The sequence below is a fragment of the Microbulbifer variabilis ATCC 700307 genome (assembly GCF_000380565.1).
GTDB lineage: Bacteria > Pseudomonadota > Gammaproteobacteria > Pseudomonadales > Cellvibrionaceae > Microbulbifer > Microbulbifer variabilis.
Window position 1 is genome coordinate 190,011 of record NZ_AQYJ01000025.1, and the last position, 15,572, is coordinate 205,582.

Consider the following 15,572-nt stretch of genomic DNA (forward strand, 5'->3'; position numbering starts at 1 on the left):
TAAAACACCCAGCTTTACACTTTTTGGAATGTTTTATTGCTTTCAAATTTCATTCAGCTTTCAAGTAAATGAATAAAATATGGATATTTAATAAATCTGTATCAATTAAGTAATACGTACAACATTCAGTACATATAGAAAACCAGCAAGGAGAGAAAACAGGAAAAGCAAAAGCATCCCGCTTAATATAAGACTGAGTAATAAGGCAAAGAAAAGAAACTTAGAGCCAGCAGAACGCTGGCTCTAAAATGGCAGTTTTTCAAAAATCAATTATAAGAACCGAGCAGAAAATCCTTGCCGGCACTACGCACAAAAAGTTTCCCGGTATCACTGGGGCCATGATTAGCTTCTTGAGCCCAATCGACCAGCTGGTAGAACACATCACGGGAAACCCTGGCTTGAAGGCCACCACGAACCTCCAGGTAAGGAATTAGTTGCTGGGGGGCGCCAAACTCCTTTAGGTGCCAATTGCGGTCTTCGTCTAGCGCGATCACATCACCCACATTGGTTGTGAAAAGTAAGGTCTGAGCATCACTATTCGGATTACGTGCCACCTGTGTCGCCACAAAAGGTACATCTTCCACCAGTATGCGCAGCTTCTCCACTGGAGTCACCAGGAAATATTCATCCCCTTCCCGCTTGAGGATGCTCGCAAACAGCTTAACCAGTGTGTGCCGCTTTATTTCTGTCCCTTCATGAATCCAGCGACCATCATGCTTGATGACCATATCCATGTCGCCACAGAGGTCTGGGTTCCACTTTTCAACCGGAGGATATCCGTGGAACTCCCTCTGTAGTTTTTGCAGCTGCTCGAAAAGTGGCTCAGCCAAAGGACGGCCCCGCAGCTTGACCAGTGGTATGACTGCTTGCCGGTGGCTTGCGGGAGGAAATATCTCCGATATGGACCCCCACGTCCATGATGAACTCCATCAGGCCCTCTCGGTCCTCAATCACGTCAGCAAACGACTTGGAGTGATAAAGCTCTACTGCACCCTGAACCAGGGCCCAATAGGTTGAATAGTAATAGTAGGCAGGCACCTTCTTCAGCATGCCCTGCTCCATCCTTCGTTCAAACACCCGGTTCAGGGCAGAAGCATTGGAGTTGCGAATGGCATGTAGCTCAGAAATCATCTCCGGAGCTAAATTGAGGGTGATTATTTTCTCTTCCAACCGCTGGAAGAGCCTGTCCTTGCCCGGATCAGCCATACGGGACTCAAAATAGGCTCTGGCTGGAGCTGTGATATCGCCTTTTTCTTCAGCATTCTCAACAGCTACCTTCAGGCGTTCAGCGAGGGACCTCTCGTAGTCCATCAGCAAACGCATGTAAATCTCTGTCTTTGAAATGAAGTGCTTGTAGATGGTGCCCTTACCAATATCTACCCGCTCGGCGATCTGCTCTACCGTGACCTTTTCTTCACCGTGCTCCAGCAGAAGCTCCAGAGCCGCATCCAGGATGCGCTGCTCTCTCGCGCGAAACCTCTGAACCTTCTCTTTTGCCTTATCCATACTTCCGACCTTCTCTGCCCGTAATAATGGGGACTGAAATTGACTATTCATTCATGAATGATAGGCAATTCAACTCGGTTGGAAAAGTGAATCGAGAAATTAGACACTCAAATATTAAAAATTTTAGCCTATTTTGCTCAATTTTTGTGCTATTAGTGCAAGATACAGAGTGTGGAGGGGAACGTCACCCGAAAAAGTTGGCGCCAGTTATCGAAGACCTAGAATTCTCAGAGTAGGAGCTTACGGGAATAAAAAACGTTGGAGCTATCAAAAATTTTGGCAGGTAGTCCATTACCCACCCGCAAGCAGGTGCTTTCCCAAAACAGCGCTTTAAGCACCTGCCCCCTAAACCGACTTCATCTTAAGCTCCAGTAAGGGAGCTACGACATCGTTGTCCTGAGCACGAATCCAAAGCATCTCTTCCTCACTATAAAGCTCCGCCACAATAGCGTTTGCCAACTCACAGTCATGGGATATGAGGTGCTGAGCCAGCCATTCGGCGGCAAATGTGCGCTTCTTGCCAAGAGTCCCTTGGGCGCGCTTATATAGATTCTTTATCGCTTTGCGGCTGTACTCTAAAGTGGAAACTCCCGGGGTGGCTTCTACCATCTTGCGGTGCAGCTTTTTCGTCTTTTGCTCAATAATATAGGGCAATACCTGCCCCGAAATATAATCGTGTGCAACAGAGCCCTTACATGTACATTCAAAAGATTTTCTTTCTTGAAAGATCTTTTTAAGACCATTGAGGTGGTTGTGAGTTTTGTATGCTGACCTGGCGGCCAAGCCAGCGTAACCGACAGAGAGCGCCGTCCCGGCAACGATTAAGCCTACGCCCGTAGCCGAAGTGGCTACAGCAGCCCCGGTTGCAAGGCCTGTAAGTGTTGCACCCGTAGCGGTTTGTGCACCCCAGGTGCCATAGTAAGCTGCGGACCCTACCACTCCAGCCACCGCCTTTGCAGTACGATGTCTGCTAACTACCTTGCCAAAGTTTTGCGGTGGACGAATATCAATATCGTGATGTGGCATCTGGCAACATTCCTTTCCCGTTATTGCATTTTTATCGGTAATTAATCGGCCGGGGTTACGCCTCAAGACATCTCTCCCAGGCACTATATGGCGCGTTATATCACATCAATAAGCACACAATCGACAAATTGAAAAAATCAAGAGCATATTTTTTCAAATTTAATGGGTTATATGATTTGGCCATACACAACTGCGATTCGGTATTGGAGTGACCAGTCGATCGAATTCGTTCAAAATGTGAATGGAGATAGTACATTTGGCTGCTATCATCGCCGCTTCGGGCAAGATTGAAATGCCTGCCCGGATTATTCCGACTATCACTATTAGGTAACAGGTAGAGTCGTCCATGTTGGAAAAGCTGAGCAAACTACTCGACGTAGAAGAGCTGGATCGCAATCTCTTTCGCAGTCGTCACCACGTCGAAAATTATCGAAAAGTACTATTTGGAGGCCAGGTGCTTGGGCAAGCACTGATGGCCGCTACACGCACTGTTGAAGATCGTTTGCCACACTCCCTGCACTCCTATTTTTTGCGCCCCGGCTCCAGCGAACTACCGGTGATCTATGAGGTGGACCCTATCCGCGATGGAGGTAGCTTCACCACTCGCCGCGTTGTCGCAAAGCAACGAGGTCGGGCAATTTTCAACATGTCTGCTTCGTTCCAGATCAAGGAGCCCGGATTCGATCACCAGGCTGATATGCCATGCGAAGGGATTCCTGCCCCAGAGAACCTAAAGAATACGCAGCAACTGGCGCTTGAGGCAGGCTTAGTCAGCCCACAATATGATCAGCGCCGCTATATGATTGACTTCCGCCCGGTAGATCCTAAAAGCTACTTTGGTGCCGAGCTAAGTGAAGCGAAGTGCATGTTCTGGCTCCGCGCCGAGGGTGAGATGTCTGATGACCCTATGGAGCACCGCGCTGCGCTCTGTTACGCATCGGACATGGGATTGCTTGGAACCTCCTTACAGCCACACCATATTTCTTTGTTCGACCCCCACTTAATGCCGGCCAGCGTCGATCATGCGATGTGGTTCCACCGGGACTTCCGCCTGGACCAGTGGCTCCTCTATGTAACCGACAGCCCTTCCGCTACCGGCGCACGCGGATTTGCCCGTGGCCAGATTTTTACCCGCGACGGCGTACTGGTAGCCTCCACTGCGCAAGAGGGCCTAATTCGACAAATTAAAAGTTAAATCAATGGTTTACAGTAAAAAAAAGGTTGCTATAATGCCGCCCACTTCGCTGATGAAGCGAGACCAATAAGTCGGTGAGTAGCGCAGCCTGGTAGCGCACTTCGTTCGGGACGAAGGGGTCGGAGGTTCGAATCCTCTCTCACCGACCAGATCTCAAAACCCGCACTAAGCGGGTTTTTTTGCGTCTGGATGACATCTATTTTCATCGCATAGTGGATTGATAGCTCTTTTCATCCAGATAACTCTTCTACCCACAACTTCCTGCTATTTTTCAACCACTCTCCCTTCAATCCACTGAAGTAGTCCAAATAGCTGACCTGGTGGTTTTGACATATATTCAAGCTAAAGCATCACCCTGCCACCAGGGAAAGAGAAAGGCCCATGAAATACGAAGAAATTCATGAGGAACATGACGACCCCCTGATCAACCAGCTGCACCGGGCGATCAAGGCAGCAGTTAGATTTCTAGCCATTCTTATGGTCATGGTTATTTTTTGGACCATTGCCGATGTGATTTATGTGCTTTATGAGAAACTCAAGTCTCCCCCATTCCTCCTGCTCGACATGGAGGACATCCTCGCAACATTCGGAGCCTTTCTGGCTGTCCTGATCGCAATCGAGATTTTTACCAATATACGCTTGTATCTGGGCACCAATGTCGTACCCGTCCAGTTAGTTCTGGCTACTGCCCTTATGGCTGTGGCCCGTAAAGTAATTGTTCTCGACCTTGGACTGGTAAGCTCTGAACAGATCATAGGTATCGCCATGGTCACTATCGCACTGGGCGTTTCCTATTGGTTAGTACAGGAAAAAATCAAACGTTCAGCGTAAAACCCACTACCGGTTCCTTTACACACATGGTTTACGACCTCGTAAATCAGGGCTCATAACCCTTCTCCCCCGTTATTGATTAACAAAGAATGGGGATATTTCTGGTGTTGTCAGATTTGTACATTGATAACGACTTTATAAGTGTATACTTTTTATTAGTGTTTAATGCTAATTGATAACTTCAGTCACCGGGAGCTGATAGACACAGGTGCCTTACTCTCGCCAATTTGCTTGAAGGTGACACTTGGGCACCTGTAGGCTTGGAAGCTGTCCAAATCTCAACTTGTTGGATTTCCTGCCAAAAAATGATGCTTACAAGACTGTTTACTCTCTCCATACTCCTCCTTTCTATCACCCCGGCCACCTGGGCTTATGACTTGCTTTACACAGCGAAAATAGACCCGGAAACCAAACTCGCGCGGGTGGAATTGGCACTTAGCGGGAAGAGTATCCCCAGTAAACTCACGATCAATTTAAGTTCGGGTCGCTACAAAGATCTTAAAAGTACAGACCCTCTTGAGGTTAAAGGTGACAAGGCAGTCTGGCGCCCTAAAGGCCGTCAGGCAAAGCTCAGCTACAGCTTTGTGATAGACAACCAGAGGAGCAATGGCGGGTATGACTCCAGAATTACCGAAGACTGGGCAATCCTCCGCAGTGACAAGTTAATAGCCCCCATCTCTGCGACCAGCCGTGGGCGTTCAAATGCACGCCTAAAGCTAGACATGCCCAAAGGCTGGTCATCCGCCCTGCCCTATCCAAAGATTGAAAATAATCTATACCGGCTATCTGATCCTAAACGTCGCTTTGTAAGGCCCAAAGGGTGGATGATCGTGGGCAAGATTGGCAGCCGCCAGGATATCATCGCGGGAACCGAAACCCGGATTTCCGGCCCCAAAGACCAAAATATACACCGCCAGGATATCCTCGCCTTCCTTAACTGGAACCTGCCGGAGTTAAAGAAAATTTTTCCGCTTTTTCCCGATCACTTATTGATCGTTACAGCAGATGATCCAATGTGGCGTGGCGGCTTATCAGGTACCCGATCATTATTTATGCATGCTGATCGACCACTAATCAGTGGAAATCGTACCAGCAGCATGATCCATGAGCTGGTACACGTCGGTACAGGCATCCATGGGGACGATCGGAGCGATTGGATTGTTGAAGGCTTGGCTGAATTTTACTCGCTTGAAATCCTACGTCGCACCGGCGGAATTAGTGAGGACCGCTACCGGGAGGCTATGGATAAACTAGCACGCTGGGGCAAAAAGGCCCCCTCTCTTTTGGTTAGACGCTCTTCGGGCCCAGTCACTGCCCGTGCTGCCGTAGTTATGCTGGAGCTGGATAATGAAATTCGAAAGGCTAGCGGCGGAAAAGCCAGTATTGATAATGTAGCGCGGGAGCTGGCAAGCACCCGGGGAGAAGTGACCCTGGAACGATTCCGTGAGCTATCCGAACAAGCTGCGGGCCAACCTATAAAAACCCTGGCGGTGGAAAACCTTACCGACGAGGGTCGGTAAAACGCCAAAACGCAAATAAAAAAAAGCCCTGACGACGGGGGGGGAGAGCGTCAGGGCCAAGACCATTAGGAGTGAAACTTGGAGGATTTCATCCTTGCTACACAGAGAGCAAGCCATTTCAGTCTGCTCTACCGGCGCTACTAAACACGTTTTGGGGGAGACGTGCTAGCCAGATAAAGACAGTATCGAACACACATGAAAGATTGCCAGCAGCGCTGAAAATAAATTTAGAACAAATGGAAATAGGTTCATTGGGAGCAGTGCTAAAAGTTATTACGCCTTCTGCCTAACCGTTCCACAGGAACTTTCCCGACTTTTTCACCTTTCTTTTTCATAATGTTGAAATCAACGCTTGACTAATCTCCGGGAGTCCATAGAATAGCGGCCTCTTACGCAGCCAAGTGCACGTAAGTATAAGAAAACGCTAGGATTTTTCAGATTTATCAGATAGAATTCGCAGCGTTCCATTTCGCACTAAGTGTGAAATAAAAGGCTAGGTGGCAGAGTGGTCATGCAGCGGACTGCAACTCCGTGTACGCCGGTTCGATTCCGACCCTAGCCTCCATTTTCCTTTTCATCGCAAAGTCCTGTGAATTGCGCTGGAAGTGAGGATGAAGGACAGAGCAAAAAGCTAAGGTCCCCCTCGCAAAGGAACTGCCCGGGTGGTGGAATTGGTAGACACAGGAGACTTAAAATCTCCCGGCTTCACGGCCGTGCCGGTTCAAGTCCGGCCCCGGGCACCACACACTCATTTAGAATCAATAAGTTAGATACCTTTCGGTGCATATTTGGTGCACCCTCTAAATTTCTCACTTTCCCGAATAAACCTCAGGTGTAGCTTTTAACCACATCACTCCCCCAACTGTGATTATGTCTAGTCAGAAGGACTCGCAGCACCATCAACCAAATTTTCAACCATGAAGTACTGCAAATTTTGTATGTGTATGTTCTTACAAAAGCTGACTTCAACCCCATATCGCCCATTTTTTTGCTGGAGTATAAATTGCCAAGCCAGCGGCAAATCTATGGCCACTATGGCTACCTGAAAGAACAAACGAAAGCTTACACAAAGTACTGGGCAAAGCTAATCGACTTCGCGAACTCTCATCCTATGGAAGCGGGAAGATAGCAGCTACCTATCAGGTGTCATTCTGCCTGATATCACACATCCGTTTTTGTAGCCACGCCCATCTAATGGTTGACGCGGCACGGTGAAAATTGATGCAGAGTCAATGGAATAATTGTATTCATCGTTCATTCCTTTTTAATCTCATTTTCGACATATACACTAACAATGACACCGCAACAGGTAACCGGGGCAATCTTACTCGGCATTTTTACCTGGCATTTTGCATTTACAATTTTCCTTTTCAGCTGCGGAGCCCATAACGTCACACCAAGAATCTGGAGCTCCCTCCCAATCAGCTGGCAGTATTGTCTTGCACTTTATTAAAAAAAGAGGGTTGGAATCACCAAGAAACTCAGAACAATTATTTTTACTACTGTAAATAACTTCACCACGCTTCTGAGAAGCAAAATGATTTTTCGCTTCAATCGCTGCCTCAGATAGATCTGCTCCGATTAGATTTGTACAAAAAAGTTTTATTTTACCTAACTTCGTATTAGGAAAACTGGCCCCCACAAATGACGCAAACCCAAGATTGGCCCCCTTAAAATTGACGCCATTCAGAAAAGCCCCATTAAAATTAGAAAGCCTTAGATCCGCCCCTGAAAAATCTGAACGGTACAGCTCAGCATTATGGAAACTAGACTTCCTCAATTTCGCCTCTGAAAAACTCGAACCATGCAGTTTAGCCTTAATAAAACTAGACATAAAAAGCTTCGATCTAGAAAAATTCGCCCCAGCTATTTTTGCCTCTTCAAAATTAACCTCAGACAGATTTGTCTTTAAAAAAATTACAGTCTCAATTTTAGCCTCTTTAAAATTTGCGTGTGACACTAACGCATTTGAAAAATTCACATTCGACACATCAGCCTCTTTAAAGCTTGTGTATGATACCGACGCTTTTGAAAAACTTGTATCACCATACATGAAAGCCCGATCAAAACTAACTGATTCTATTTTCGCCCCTGAAAAATCTGCACCCACTATAGCAGCCCCCTCAAAACCTGTGTTATATATATTCGCCTCTTTAAAAGAATTTTCAAAACGAATATCCATAATGAAATCACCTATTTTAGCCCCATCAAAACTAGAGTCTATTATTGTCGCCTGTGAAAAATCCACATTAAGGAAGAGAGCATCATTAAAAGTAGTATCTGATATTACCGCTCTTGAAAAATTCACTTTAGACAGATTACCCGAGTTCAAACTAGACGTATACATATTTATTTGAGAAAGGTCTGCGTCCGACAGATTGATGTTATCTAATTTCAACCTGAAAAGTTTAGCCTTTTTTAGACTTAAACCTCTAAAAACATCTCCATCGGTGATCAATTTTTTTATTTTTATTTTTGACAAATAAGACAACACCAAGCTATTCAAAGGGCCATCTAAAATATGGATTACACTCGCCGTCATTGCCATAGCACTTTGATAAGCAGAATTAACTCTTTCCTTATCCTTATCACTTAAGGAAATACAATATTCACTAAATGCATAGTCCACACATTTTAAATCATAGTCAACCAGTAATTTATTCATAGCATCTAGATAATGTCTTAATTCAGTACGCTGGTATTTTTTATCTTCAGATTTTTCTTGCCGGCGCTCTATAAGATCACTCAGGTACCACCCGCCAATGAGCAATACGACTGGGACAATCAATAACTGCAGCCAGTCCCAAAGAGAACGACCAGCGAGTCGATTTTTCATGATCTTGATCTATTCATCAACATTTAGTAAAGCTTACAAAGTATTGCTTACTAGATTCTGAGCATAGGGTTATCAAGGCCTTTCACCTACATTTTTTTATCAGGTGATGATAAAGCTATACCAGCTTACATATGGAGACATCCCCGTTAAATATTTTCAATAGAACATGCCGGAGCTATGACGCTTACCTCTGATATAAAAATACGAACTTAACTACTAATAACAGCACTTGTTATTTCGATTAAAAATCAGAATTTATTGGGCCTGCCTATACGCGAGGCTACCCTTCGAAAAAGCTTTCAAAAGCTATGAAAAGATATACTTACATTCATCTATTTATCGAACAAAGATGAATTTGAGATATAGCAACCAAAGATATTATCACTGCAATACCTGCCAGGCATGAATATTAAACAAGACTTCGAGGATGCAAAAAAAATTTGGAAGAAATCCTCTTTCATGAAAAAGGGTTTTTCGTGCTTTCCCTTTTTCTAACTGTGAGTTCATTCACCTCTCTCTGATACGATTTTCAAATGGAAGGGGTTTATTCTTGACGGATTAGATGCACATCACACATTAATCTCTGAACCTATAATTAACCTTTTAGAAAGATTTCAAATTGATCTCGCCCCCCAGATGTTGACATTCTAATTTTTACAACAATTTTCATTTTTTCGTTCATCGTCAGTACCTCCGGGAAAATTAGGAATATTCGGGGCGTTAAAAAAAAGAACATCTAAACCTAAAGCGACATTAATATTTATCATACAATATTTTGTAATTCCATATATAATTCTTTGAGTTGGCTTAGGAATTTATTTCTCTTTCTTTCCTTCCAGCGATATCCCTATATATCTTTTTTTATGCCTGTGTATGTTAGTCGCTTTTTCATTGGTTGAATATTTAGAATCCCGAGGTACTTTTTTCGCTTTTTCAACACCAATAATATTTGCCATTATCATAGTTCTACTCTTGGGGGCAATTAACGCGGGGTTAACCCGCCCATTGTAAATTCGGCAATACCAACTAAGTTCATTAAAATCAGGGGCGTCTCTATTCGCTCCTCAAATCACCACCCACGGCAAATCCCCCCACCTAGTGGTATAGGCAGGCGATGTATAAGCCTGCCGCATCTTCCATTTTTTCTGGATGCCCTCGGCCCCTAGAAATAGCGTCCCGCGACCAAACTTGCGGTTGATGCTATCAATGGTTTGCATAGTCTCCGCAGCCCTTACCGATTGCCCTGGCGTGAATAGATCACCCTGCCCTAGCGCGCGCGGGATAATCTCGACAAGCCCCACTCCAGCTTTCATAAAGCGGCACCCTGACCGATACAGGCCGGCAATGACCTTTCTCACCAGCCGCACGATTATTCGCGTATCATCGGTGGGGTATGGAGTCTGCACAACGGTGCTGCGACTGTAGTAGTTGGGCTCATGGGGCGAGGTATGCAGAAATACATGAATCGACTTTACGAGCGATTTTTGCGCTCGCAATTTCTCCGCTGCCCTGCTCGCATATAAGGTGGCAGCCTGCAGTATCGGCTGTAAGTCTGTGAGTTTTTCACCAAAGGAGCGGGTGCAATAGATCTGTTTCTTATCTGGGGGCTCCTCCTCCAAACGAAGGCAGGGAACCCCGTTCAACTCCTCTATCGTTCGCTCTATGTTCACATTGATATGACGGCGCAATATTTTCGGGTTGGCCTGCGCCAAGTCATAGGCTGTCTGTATGCCAAAATCGGCCAAGCGTTTGGACAGTCGCCGGCCTATGCCCCAGACATCATTGACGGCAGTACGGCGCTGTATCCACTGCCACTTCCCTGGAGTATCAAGTGCGCATACGCCTTCACATTTAGGAATCTTCTTTACTGCGCGGTTAGCTAGCTTGGCCAGTGTTTTACTGGGCGCAATACCCACACCCACAGGCATACGAATATCCCGCCAGAGTGTGCCGCGGATCTTGCGGCCATAATCCAGCCATTCCTCTTGCAGCCCTTGAAGGTCCATAAACATTTCATCAATGCTGTATACCTCCACATTGGGGCTAAACTCTCGCAGGGTTGTCATTACCCGGTAGGAGATATCGCCATACAACGGATAATTACTAGAGAAGATTGCGACCCGATGCACACGCAACAAGTGCTCAACCTTAAAGAATGGCTCAAGGTCGCCGATGCCTAATAGCTTCGCTTCTTTGGAGCGCGCCACCACAAAGCCATCGTTGTTGGAGAGAACCACTACAGGACGCCCGCGTAGGTCGGGCCGAAATATCTGTTCACAGCTGTCGTAACAGCTGTTGCAATCCACGAGAACCAGCATTCAGTGTGATCAGTGGTAGCGTACAGAAGCCTTCACCACCCCTTCTACTACCAGCTCTTGCCCCTCCCAAATGGGGATAGCGGGGTACTTTTCATTGGCGGAAAGGAGCCGTCCCCGCTGCCGATCCAGCACTTTACAAGTCAGCTGGCCATCCAGGGCAACCACAACTACATCACCGTGGGCAGGTGTTAACGAGCGATCGACTATCAACAGATCCTTATCGAAGATGCCCAGCCCCATCATTGAATCCCCATTAGCCCGTGCCATAAAAGTTGCCGCAGGCTTGGTGATCAGATGCTCGTCCAGGATTAGAGCTGCCTCCTTGTGGTCATCAGCGGGCGAAGGGAAGCCACAGGCAACGCCGCGGCCATAGAGTGGGGAAAGCTTCATGCTGGAATACCTAAACACTGTATATACATACAGTTTATTTCTACAGGCAGTCAATAGACAAGGGGAATGAGTGACTCTGACCCACAGAGCAAAATCTCACCTTTCTCTCCAAAAAATTTTCCCTCAAAATAAAACAAATATAGAAATATCGGCTAGAAAAAATATAGAGTGAAAATTGGCACATAGCACACTCGGTATAAAAGCTCAATTTGAAAGACTTCATGCTAGATTGCCAATACAGCAGAAAATGGTTACGGCATAATATTGCAACCTTGCATAGAAGCTGGCTGCAGTATAGCCTAAGCAAATTTTAAATAAGCCTAGGCAGTAAATATGAAACTAAAGAAATTCGCACTATTTGTAGCTTTACAGTCAGCCTGCGTTTTGGCAACAGCAGGGGATATCGCTTACGGAACACTAGATGCAGTAAAAGTATACGTTTTCGAGGGAGAGAAAGTTACAAGATTAATTTTTTCTGAAGATTCCAAAGCCCAGATTGAGCCGTCATGTAACAGAATTGCCAAAATTACACATTCCCTCCATGGTGAAGATACAGAAAAGCTTTTAAGTATTGCTTTAGCTGGTTATATGGCAGGGAAAAAAGTCAGGGCACATTCTTATACAGAGGGAAGCTGCGAGGTTGGTTTACTGTCACTGTCTGAAACTTACATGTAGACAATTGAAACAAGTAAGCTTCTTGGACGGCACAGTCATGATAGCAGCATGTGCCATGGAGAACTGGGGGCAAGGATATCTGAGTTGGCAACGCTGGTTTACTAGCGTGCCCTCATTAAACTATGACTACTTATACCCTTCAGCCATTTAACACCTAGTTAAGGTTGGCTCGCTCCGCAAGTATTCCGTCTTATCCGTTTATCTGATGACTGCTGCAGCACACCCATGTATTAGTGTAAGGCTTTGACTTAAGTATCAGGCCGATGCTTCTCACAGCACCAGCCCTAAAACTTGTTAGGCCGCCTCATCCCTAGGCAGGCTTCCCCCTGGAATCTTTTGCTCATAGGGAAAGATAACGCCTTGAAGCACTTGCCCTACCTCCTCGCCAATAAGCTGCAGCAAGGCTTTACGGGCCGGATGATTCGGACAATCCGCAATCCATTCCAGGCCGGCACATAGATTCGTGACATGATGAAGTTGTTGAATATGAGCAGTCATTGGCATGGTCCACCTCCTGTAGGAACTACAAAACCCTCACTGCTACAAAAGAACTAAGTAGCAGCGGCTTGTCACCGTTGAGTCCATTCAGTGCTTTATTCAGGCCTTTGGCGACAAACATCCCAACGCTACTAGTTAAATCACTGTTCTTAAATAGATATTCTGGATTATTCCTAATCTAGCAATGCAAAATGCTGTCAAATTTCTAATATCGCAATTTATGGGATTACGTGAGGGTACGGCAGATAGTTGATGTTTGAGCCAGGCACACTGGGCAAGCGCCTGCGCGAAGCAAGGAAACGGGAAAGGATGACGGGGGCACAGCTGAGCCAGAGGCTGGGGCTTGCGCCTTCGCAGATTTCAAGAATGGAAACCGGGGCTCAGCGGATTCCAGCAGAGCTGCTGCCGGTATGGTGCGAGGCGGTGGGTATCACCTTGGCGGAGGTTTACGGGGTGGAACTAAGGCACCACTTTGCGCAGATTCCGTTTCCGCCATTGCTTGCGAGGCTTTATGTTCAGCTTCCGCTGGAGTTTCGACGACATATCCACAGGGCTATAGAGAGCAGCTACCAGCTATGAAAAAGTCGGTGATAACGCCTCAATAATGGGCCGGAGCACGCAGTGCGGAGGTCCAGCCCCGAAGGGGCGACATTGATTGACTTGTTATGTGTTGGATACATTAACTACTTTACGACCTCACACTCTTTACTGTCATGCATGAACTTACCGCCACTATCTAAGCACTTATCTATTTTTAACTGAAGCATGATGGCCGGCACGACCACAGCAAGTACAAGCAGAAGAAAAACAATTGAAACGGGTATAAACCAACTTTTCATGCGACCTATTAAAAATCCATATTTCTGTTGAATATCCAAGCTTGTGCTAACGGTGACACATAACGCCCGCAGTTGCGGCTGGATTGGAGCGTAACGGAAAACCAGTCCGACAACCTGCGCTTGTTATGCAAACACTCTGTACAATAAAACTGGTGCCGCTACAACTGAGCAGAACAAAATACCTGAAACAAATAACCAAAAGAGCACCGGCTCTTTGTTCTTATCGAGTTTATCTGTATAAGAAAGCAGCTCAATCTTCCCTCTTTCAATACCATTTAAGCAGTATGAGATCATGAATATCGTTCCAACGAAGAATAAGTAGTTAGCTGCTCGTTCTGTACTGTTTGGAATTTCGGTGATCCCGCCGATAATGAAACCAACCGGGAACAATGCTAGACAAATGTACTTCATCTTCTTGTGTATATTTTGAAAATTCATATAGTTGCATAACGCCGTGCTAAGACGCGCGCGCTTTTTGCGCGTCGGATCTTGAGCACATTGTTATGCATTTCCTTCATCATCAAAGTAGATATCCCATGAAACCCCTAGACCCAACCTCACTAGCTCTTTCATCATCTCTACGCTCAAAATTGGTCCTCCTTGACCCGTGGAATCCCAATAACAAAAAATATCAGTTAAACAGCCCTTTTCCCTAAGGCTAGATAGAATGGTGTCTTTATCGGACACTAATGACACTAAAAATTCCAAATGTTCTACGTTATTTGTCGAGTCAAAATCATCTTTTGTAGTTCTGGACCAGAAATTTTGCTCTCTTCTCGGCTTGTACTTTGAATTAGGATCTCTAGGTATCGAATCAGTTGAGCTTATTCCAAGCGCCGAACCAATATCATCAGGATGCATTACTTCTGAGAATATCCTTAATGTCGCGAATGTTTCAGCACAGGCCATTCTGTTTCTCTAGTTTTGCATAACGCCTCAATAACCAGCAGCCGGAACGTAGCGAAGCGCAGTGTAAGTTGTCCGGCGCCGAAGGCGCGTAGTTAATTGATTTGTTAGTTGCTTAACTTCCAAGTGCCTCATAGGAGACCCAGGCTAGAACTATAACTAAGCACCCAAAAGCAAACCAGTGATAGTTTTTGGCTGCCTGTAGGTCAACCACAACCATCGGGACGTATAAAAATTTAAGAATACCGCTAGATATAACAACCAACACAGTGGCAAAGACTGGCCACCAGGTTTTAGCGAAGAGAGACCATAGCAAGACTACGGGAACACCAAAAGTTACCAGTAAGCTCTCAAGTGCTGTACCAGCGTAGTGCTGCTTAGAGTAACCACCACAACTTGGACAAATGGCAGGGTGCAACGCGCTGGAATTGAATTTACCCCAATTCGAAATCACCTTTTTATTACAGTGTGGGCATTTATGTTTCATCATCTTCATTAAGAGCAACTAACGCCCCGCACAGGAGCAGACAGTTTTGGCTGTCCCAGCGACCAACGGGAGCGATTGCTGCGGCTTATTATGTGTTTGGGTAGAATATAAGGCAGCTACCATCGTGAAGAGCACTTTCGTAAAAACTCCTAAACCCTTTATGAAGATCAGAATTTAAAGCCTCGACTTTTAGGCTGTTACCTTTTAGATCGCTGACACCCACAAAGCCGAAGTTAGCAATTTCGAGTGTGGCGGCCTCGAAATTAACTGCATCTTCGGTTTTCCGAAGAAAAAGAAGACAGTCGTGACTATCTCCTTTCTCGGGAGGACTCCAGTTGTATTTCGATTCTCCTGAGTACGTACCGTTAAAACCGTAGAGATATACTTTCTTCATCGTTTACACATAACGCCCCTAACAGGGGCGACCAATGCTCTGCACGTTTTGTGCGAAACTGGGAGCGTAGCGACCTGCACAAAATGTGCATAGCGTTGGACGTCCCGCGGAGGCCCGAAGGGCCGTAGCATATTGCTTGCGTTTGTTAAGT

At 45.9% G+C, this 15,572-nt stretch carries 16 protein-coding genes and 3 tRNA genes; 8 read left to right on the forward strand and 11 right to left on the reverse strand.

What is annotated here, in order from left to right:
* Positions 1–266: 266 nt before the first annotated feature.
* The 3 genes from G367_RS0109560 to G367_RS0109570 form a co-directional block, all read right to left on the reverse strand.
* Positions 267–830: a DUF1285 domain-containing protein gene (locus tag G367_RS0109560; RefSeq protein ID WP_020412905.1), complete on the reverse strand. Its 564-nt coding sequence runs from the start codon at positions 828–830 to the stop codon at positions 267–269.
* A complete protein-coding gene (locus G367_RS0109565) occupies positions 823–1,506 on the reverse strand; it encodes a TetR/AcrR family transcriptional regulator (protein ID WP_020412906.1) in 684 nt (227 codons plus the stop codon). Before G367_RS0109565 ends, G367_RS0109560 begins: the two co-directional genes overlap by 8 nt.
* A 345-nt stretch (positions 1,507–1,851) precedes the next feature.
* Entirely contained in the window at positions 1,852–2,532 is a 681-nt protein-coding gene (locus G367_RS0109570; RefSeq protein ID WP_020412907.1) for a hypothetical protein, read from the reverse strand.
* Between the two features lie 346 nt (positions 2,533–2,878).
* Between G367_RS0109570 and G367_RS0109575 the strand changes: the two genes are divergently transcribed.
* The 6 genes from G367_RS0109575 (at position 2,879) to G367_RS0109600 (ending at position 6,821) form a co-directional block, all read left to right on the forward strand.
* Complete coding sequence (locus G367_RS0109575; protein WP_020412908.1) at positions 2,879–3,727, forward strand: acyl-CoA thioesterase; 849 nt, start codon at positions 2,879–2,881, stop codon at positions 3,725–3,727.
* A gap of 72 nt (positions 3,728–3,799) precedes the next feature.
* A tRNA-Pro gene (locus G367_RS0109580) sits at positions 3,800–3,876 on the forward strand.
* Positions 3,877–4,108: 232 nt separating this feature from the next.
* Positions 4,109–4,558, forward strand: coding sequence for a phosphate-starvation-inducible PsiE family protein (locus G367_RS0109585; RefSeq protein WP_020412909.1), 450 nt, complete (start codon positions 4,109–4,111; stop codon positions 4,556–4,558).
* A gap of 305 nt (positions 4,559–4,863) precedes the next feature.
* Positions 4,864–6,078 (forward strand): hypothetical protein, encoded by a 1,215-nt coding sequence (locus tag G367_RS0109590; protein ID WP_026305037.1) that lies wholly within the window; start codon positions 4,864–4,866, stop codon positions 6,076–6,078.
* 491 nt (positions 6,079–6,569) lie between these two features.
* Positions 6,570–6,643: transfer RNA gene (locus G367_RS0109595), tRNA-Cys, on the forward strand.
* A 91-nt stretch (positions 6,644–6,734) separates the two neighbouring features.
* Positions 6,735–6,821 (forward strand) — tRNA-Leu (locus G367_RS0109600).
* A gap of 581 nt (positions 6,822–7,402) precedes the next feature.
* Here G367_RS0109600 and G367_RS0109605 read toward each other — a convergent pair.
* The 4 genes from G367_RS0109605 to G367_RS0109620 form a co-directional block, all read right to left on the reverse strand.
* Entirely contained in the window at positions 7,403–8,914 is a 1,512-nt protein-coding gene (locus tag G367_RS0109605) for a pentapeptide repeat-containing protein (protein ID WP_020412912.1), read from the reverse strand.
* Positions 8,915–9,729: 815 nt separating this feature from the next.
* A complete protein-coding gene (locus G367_RS26115; RefSeq protein ID WP_157533444.1) occupies positions 9,730–9,870 on the reverse strand; it encodes a hypothetical protein in 141 nt (46 codons plus the stop codon).
* Between the two features lie 108 nt (positions 9,871–9,978).
* A complete protein-coding gene (locus G367_RS0109615) occupies positions 9,979–11,232 on the reverse strand; it encodes a Y-family DNA polymerase (protein WP_020412914.1) in 1,254 nt (417 codons plus the stop codon).
* Positions 11,233–11,241: 9 nt separating this feature from the next.
* Positions 11,242–11,622, reverse strand: coding sequence for a LexA family protein (locus tag G367_RS0109620; protein WP_020412915.1), 381 nt, complete (start codon positions 11,620–11,622; stop codon positions 11,242–11,244).
* A gap of 333 nt (positions 11,623–11,955) precedes the next feature.
* Between G367_RS0109620 and G367_RS0109625 the strand changes: the two genes are divergently transcribed.
* Entirely contained in the window at positions 11,956–12,297 is a 342-nt protein-coding gene (locus G367_RS0109625; RefSeq protein WP_020412916.1) for a hypothetical protein, read from the forward strand.
* A 294-nt stretch (positions 12,298–12,591) separates the two neighbouring features.
* On the opposite strand, the gene G367_RS0109630 is transcribed toward G367_RS0109625, so the two are convergent.
* The gene (locus tag G367_RS0109630) at positions 12,592–12,801 is read right to left on the reverse strand and encodes a hypothetical protein (protein WP_020412917.1); all 210 of its coding nucleotides are present in this window, start codon (positions 12,799–12,801) and stop codon (positions 12,592–12,594) included.
* 246 nt (positions 12,802–13,047) lie between these two features.
* Between G367_RS0109630 and G367_RS23495 the strand changes: the two genes are divergently transcribed.
* Positions 13,048–13,374, forward strand: a complete 327-nt coding sequence (locus tag G367_RS23495; RefSeq protein ID WP_020412918.1) for a helix-turn-helix domain-containing protein — start codon at positions 13,048–13,050, stop codon at positions 13,372–13,374.
* Between the two features lie 383 nt (positions 13,375–13,757).
* On the opposite strand, the gene G367_RS0109645 is transcribed toward G367_RS23495, so the two are convergent.
* The 3 genes from G367_RS0109645 to G367_RS0109660 all read right to left on the reverse strand — a co-directional run bounded on the left by G367_RS0109645 (position 13,758) and on the right by G367_RS0109660 (position 15,421).
* On the reverse strand, positions 13,758–14,072 hold the full coding sequence (locus tag G367_RS0109645) for a hypothetical protein (protein WP_020412920.1): 315 nt from the start codon (positions 14,070–14,072) through the stop codon (positions 13,758–13,760).
* A 63-nt stretch (positions 14,073–14,135) separates the two neighbouring features.
* Positions 14,136–14,543 (reverse strand): DUF4279 domain-containing protein, encoded by a 408-nt coding sequence (locus tag G367_RS0109650; protein WP_020412921.1) that lies wholly within the window; start codon positions 14,541–14,543, stop codon positions 14,136–14,138.
* A gap of 572 nt (positions 14,544–15,115) precedes the next feature.
* Positions 15,116–15,421: a hypothetical protein gene (locus G367_RS0109660; RefSeq protein ID WP_020412923.1), complete on the reverse strand. Its 306-nt coding sequence runs from the start codon at positions 15,419–15,421 to the stop codon at positions 15,116–15,118.
* Positions 15,422–15,572: the final 151 nt, after the last annotated feature.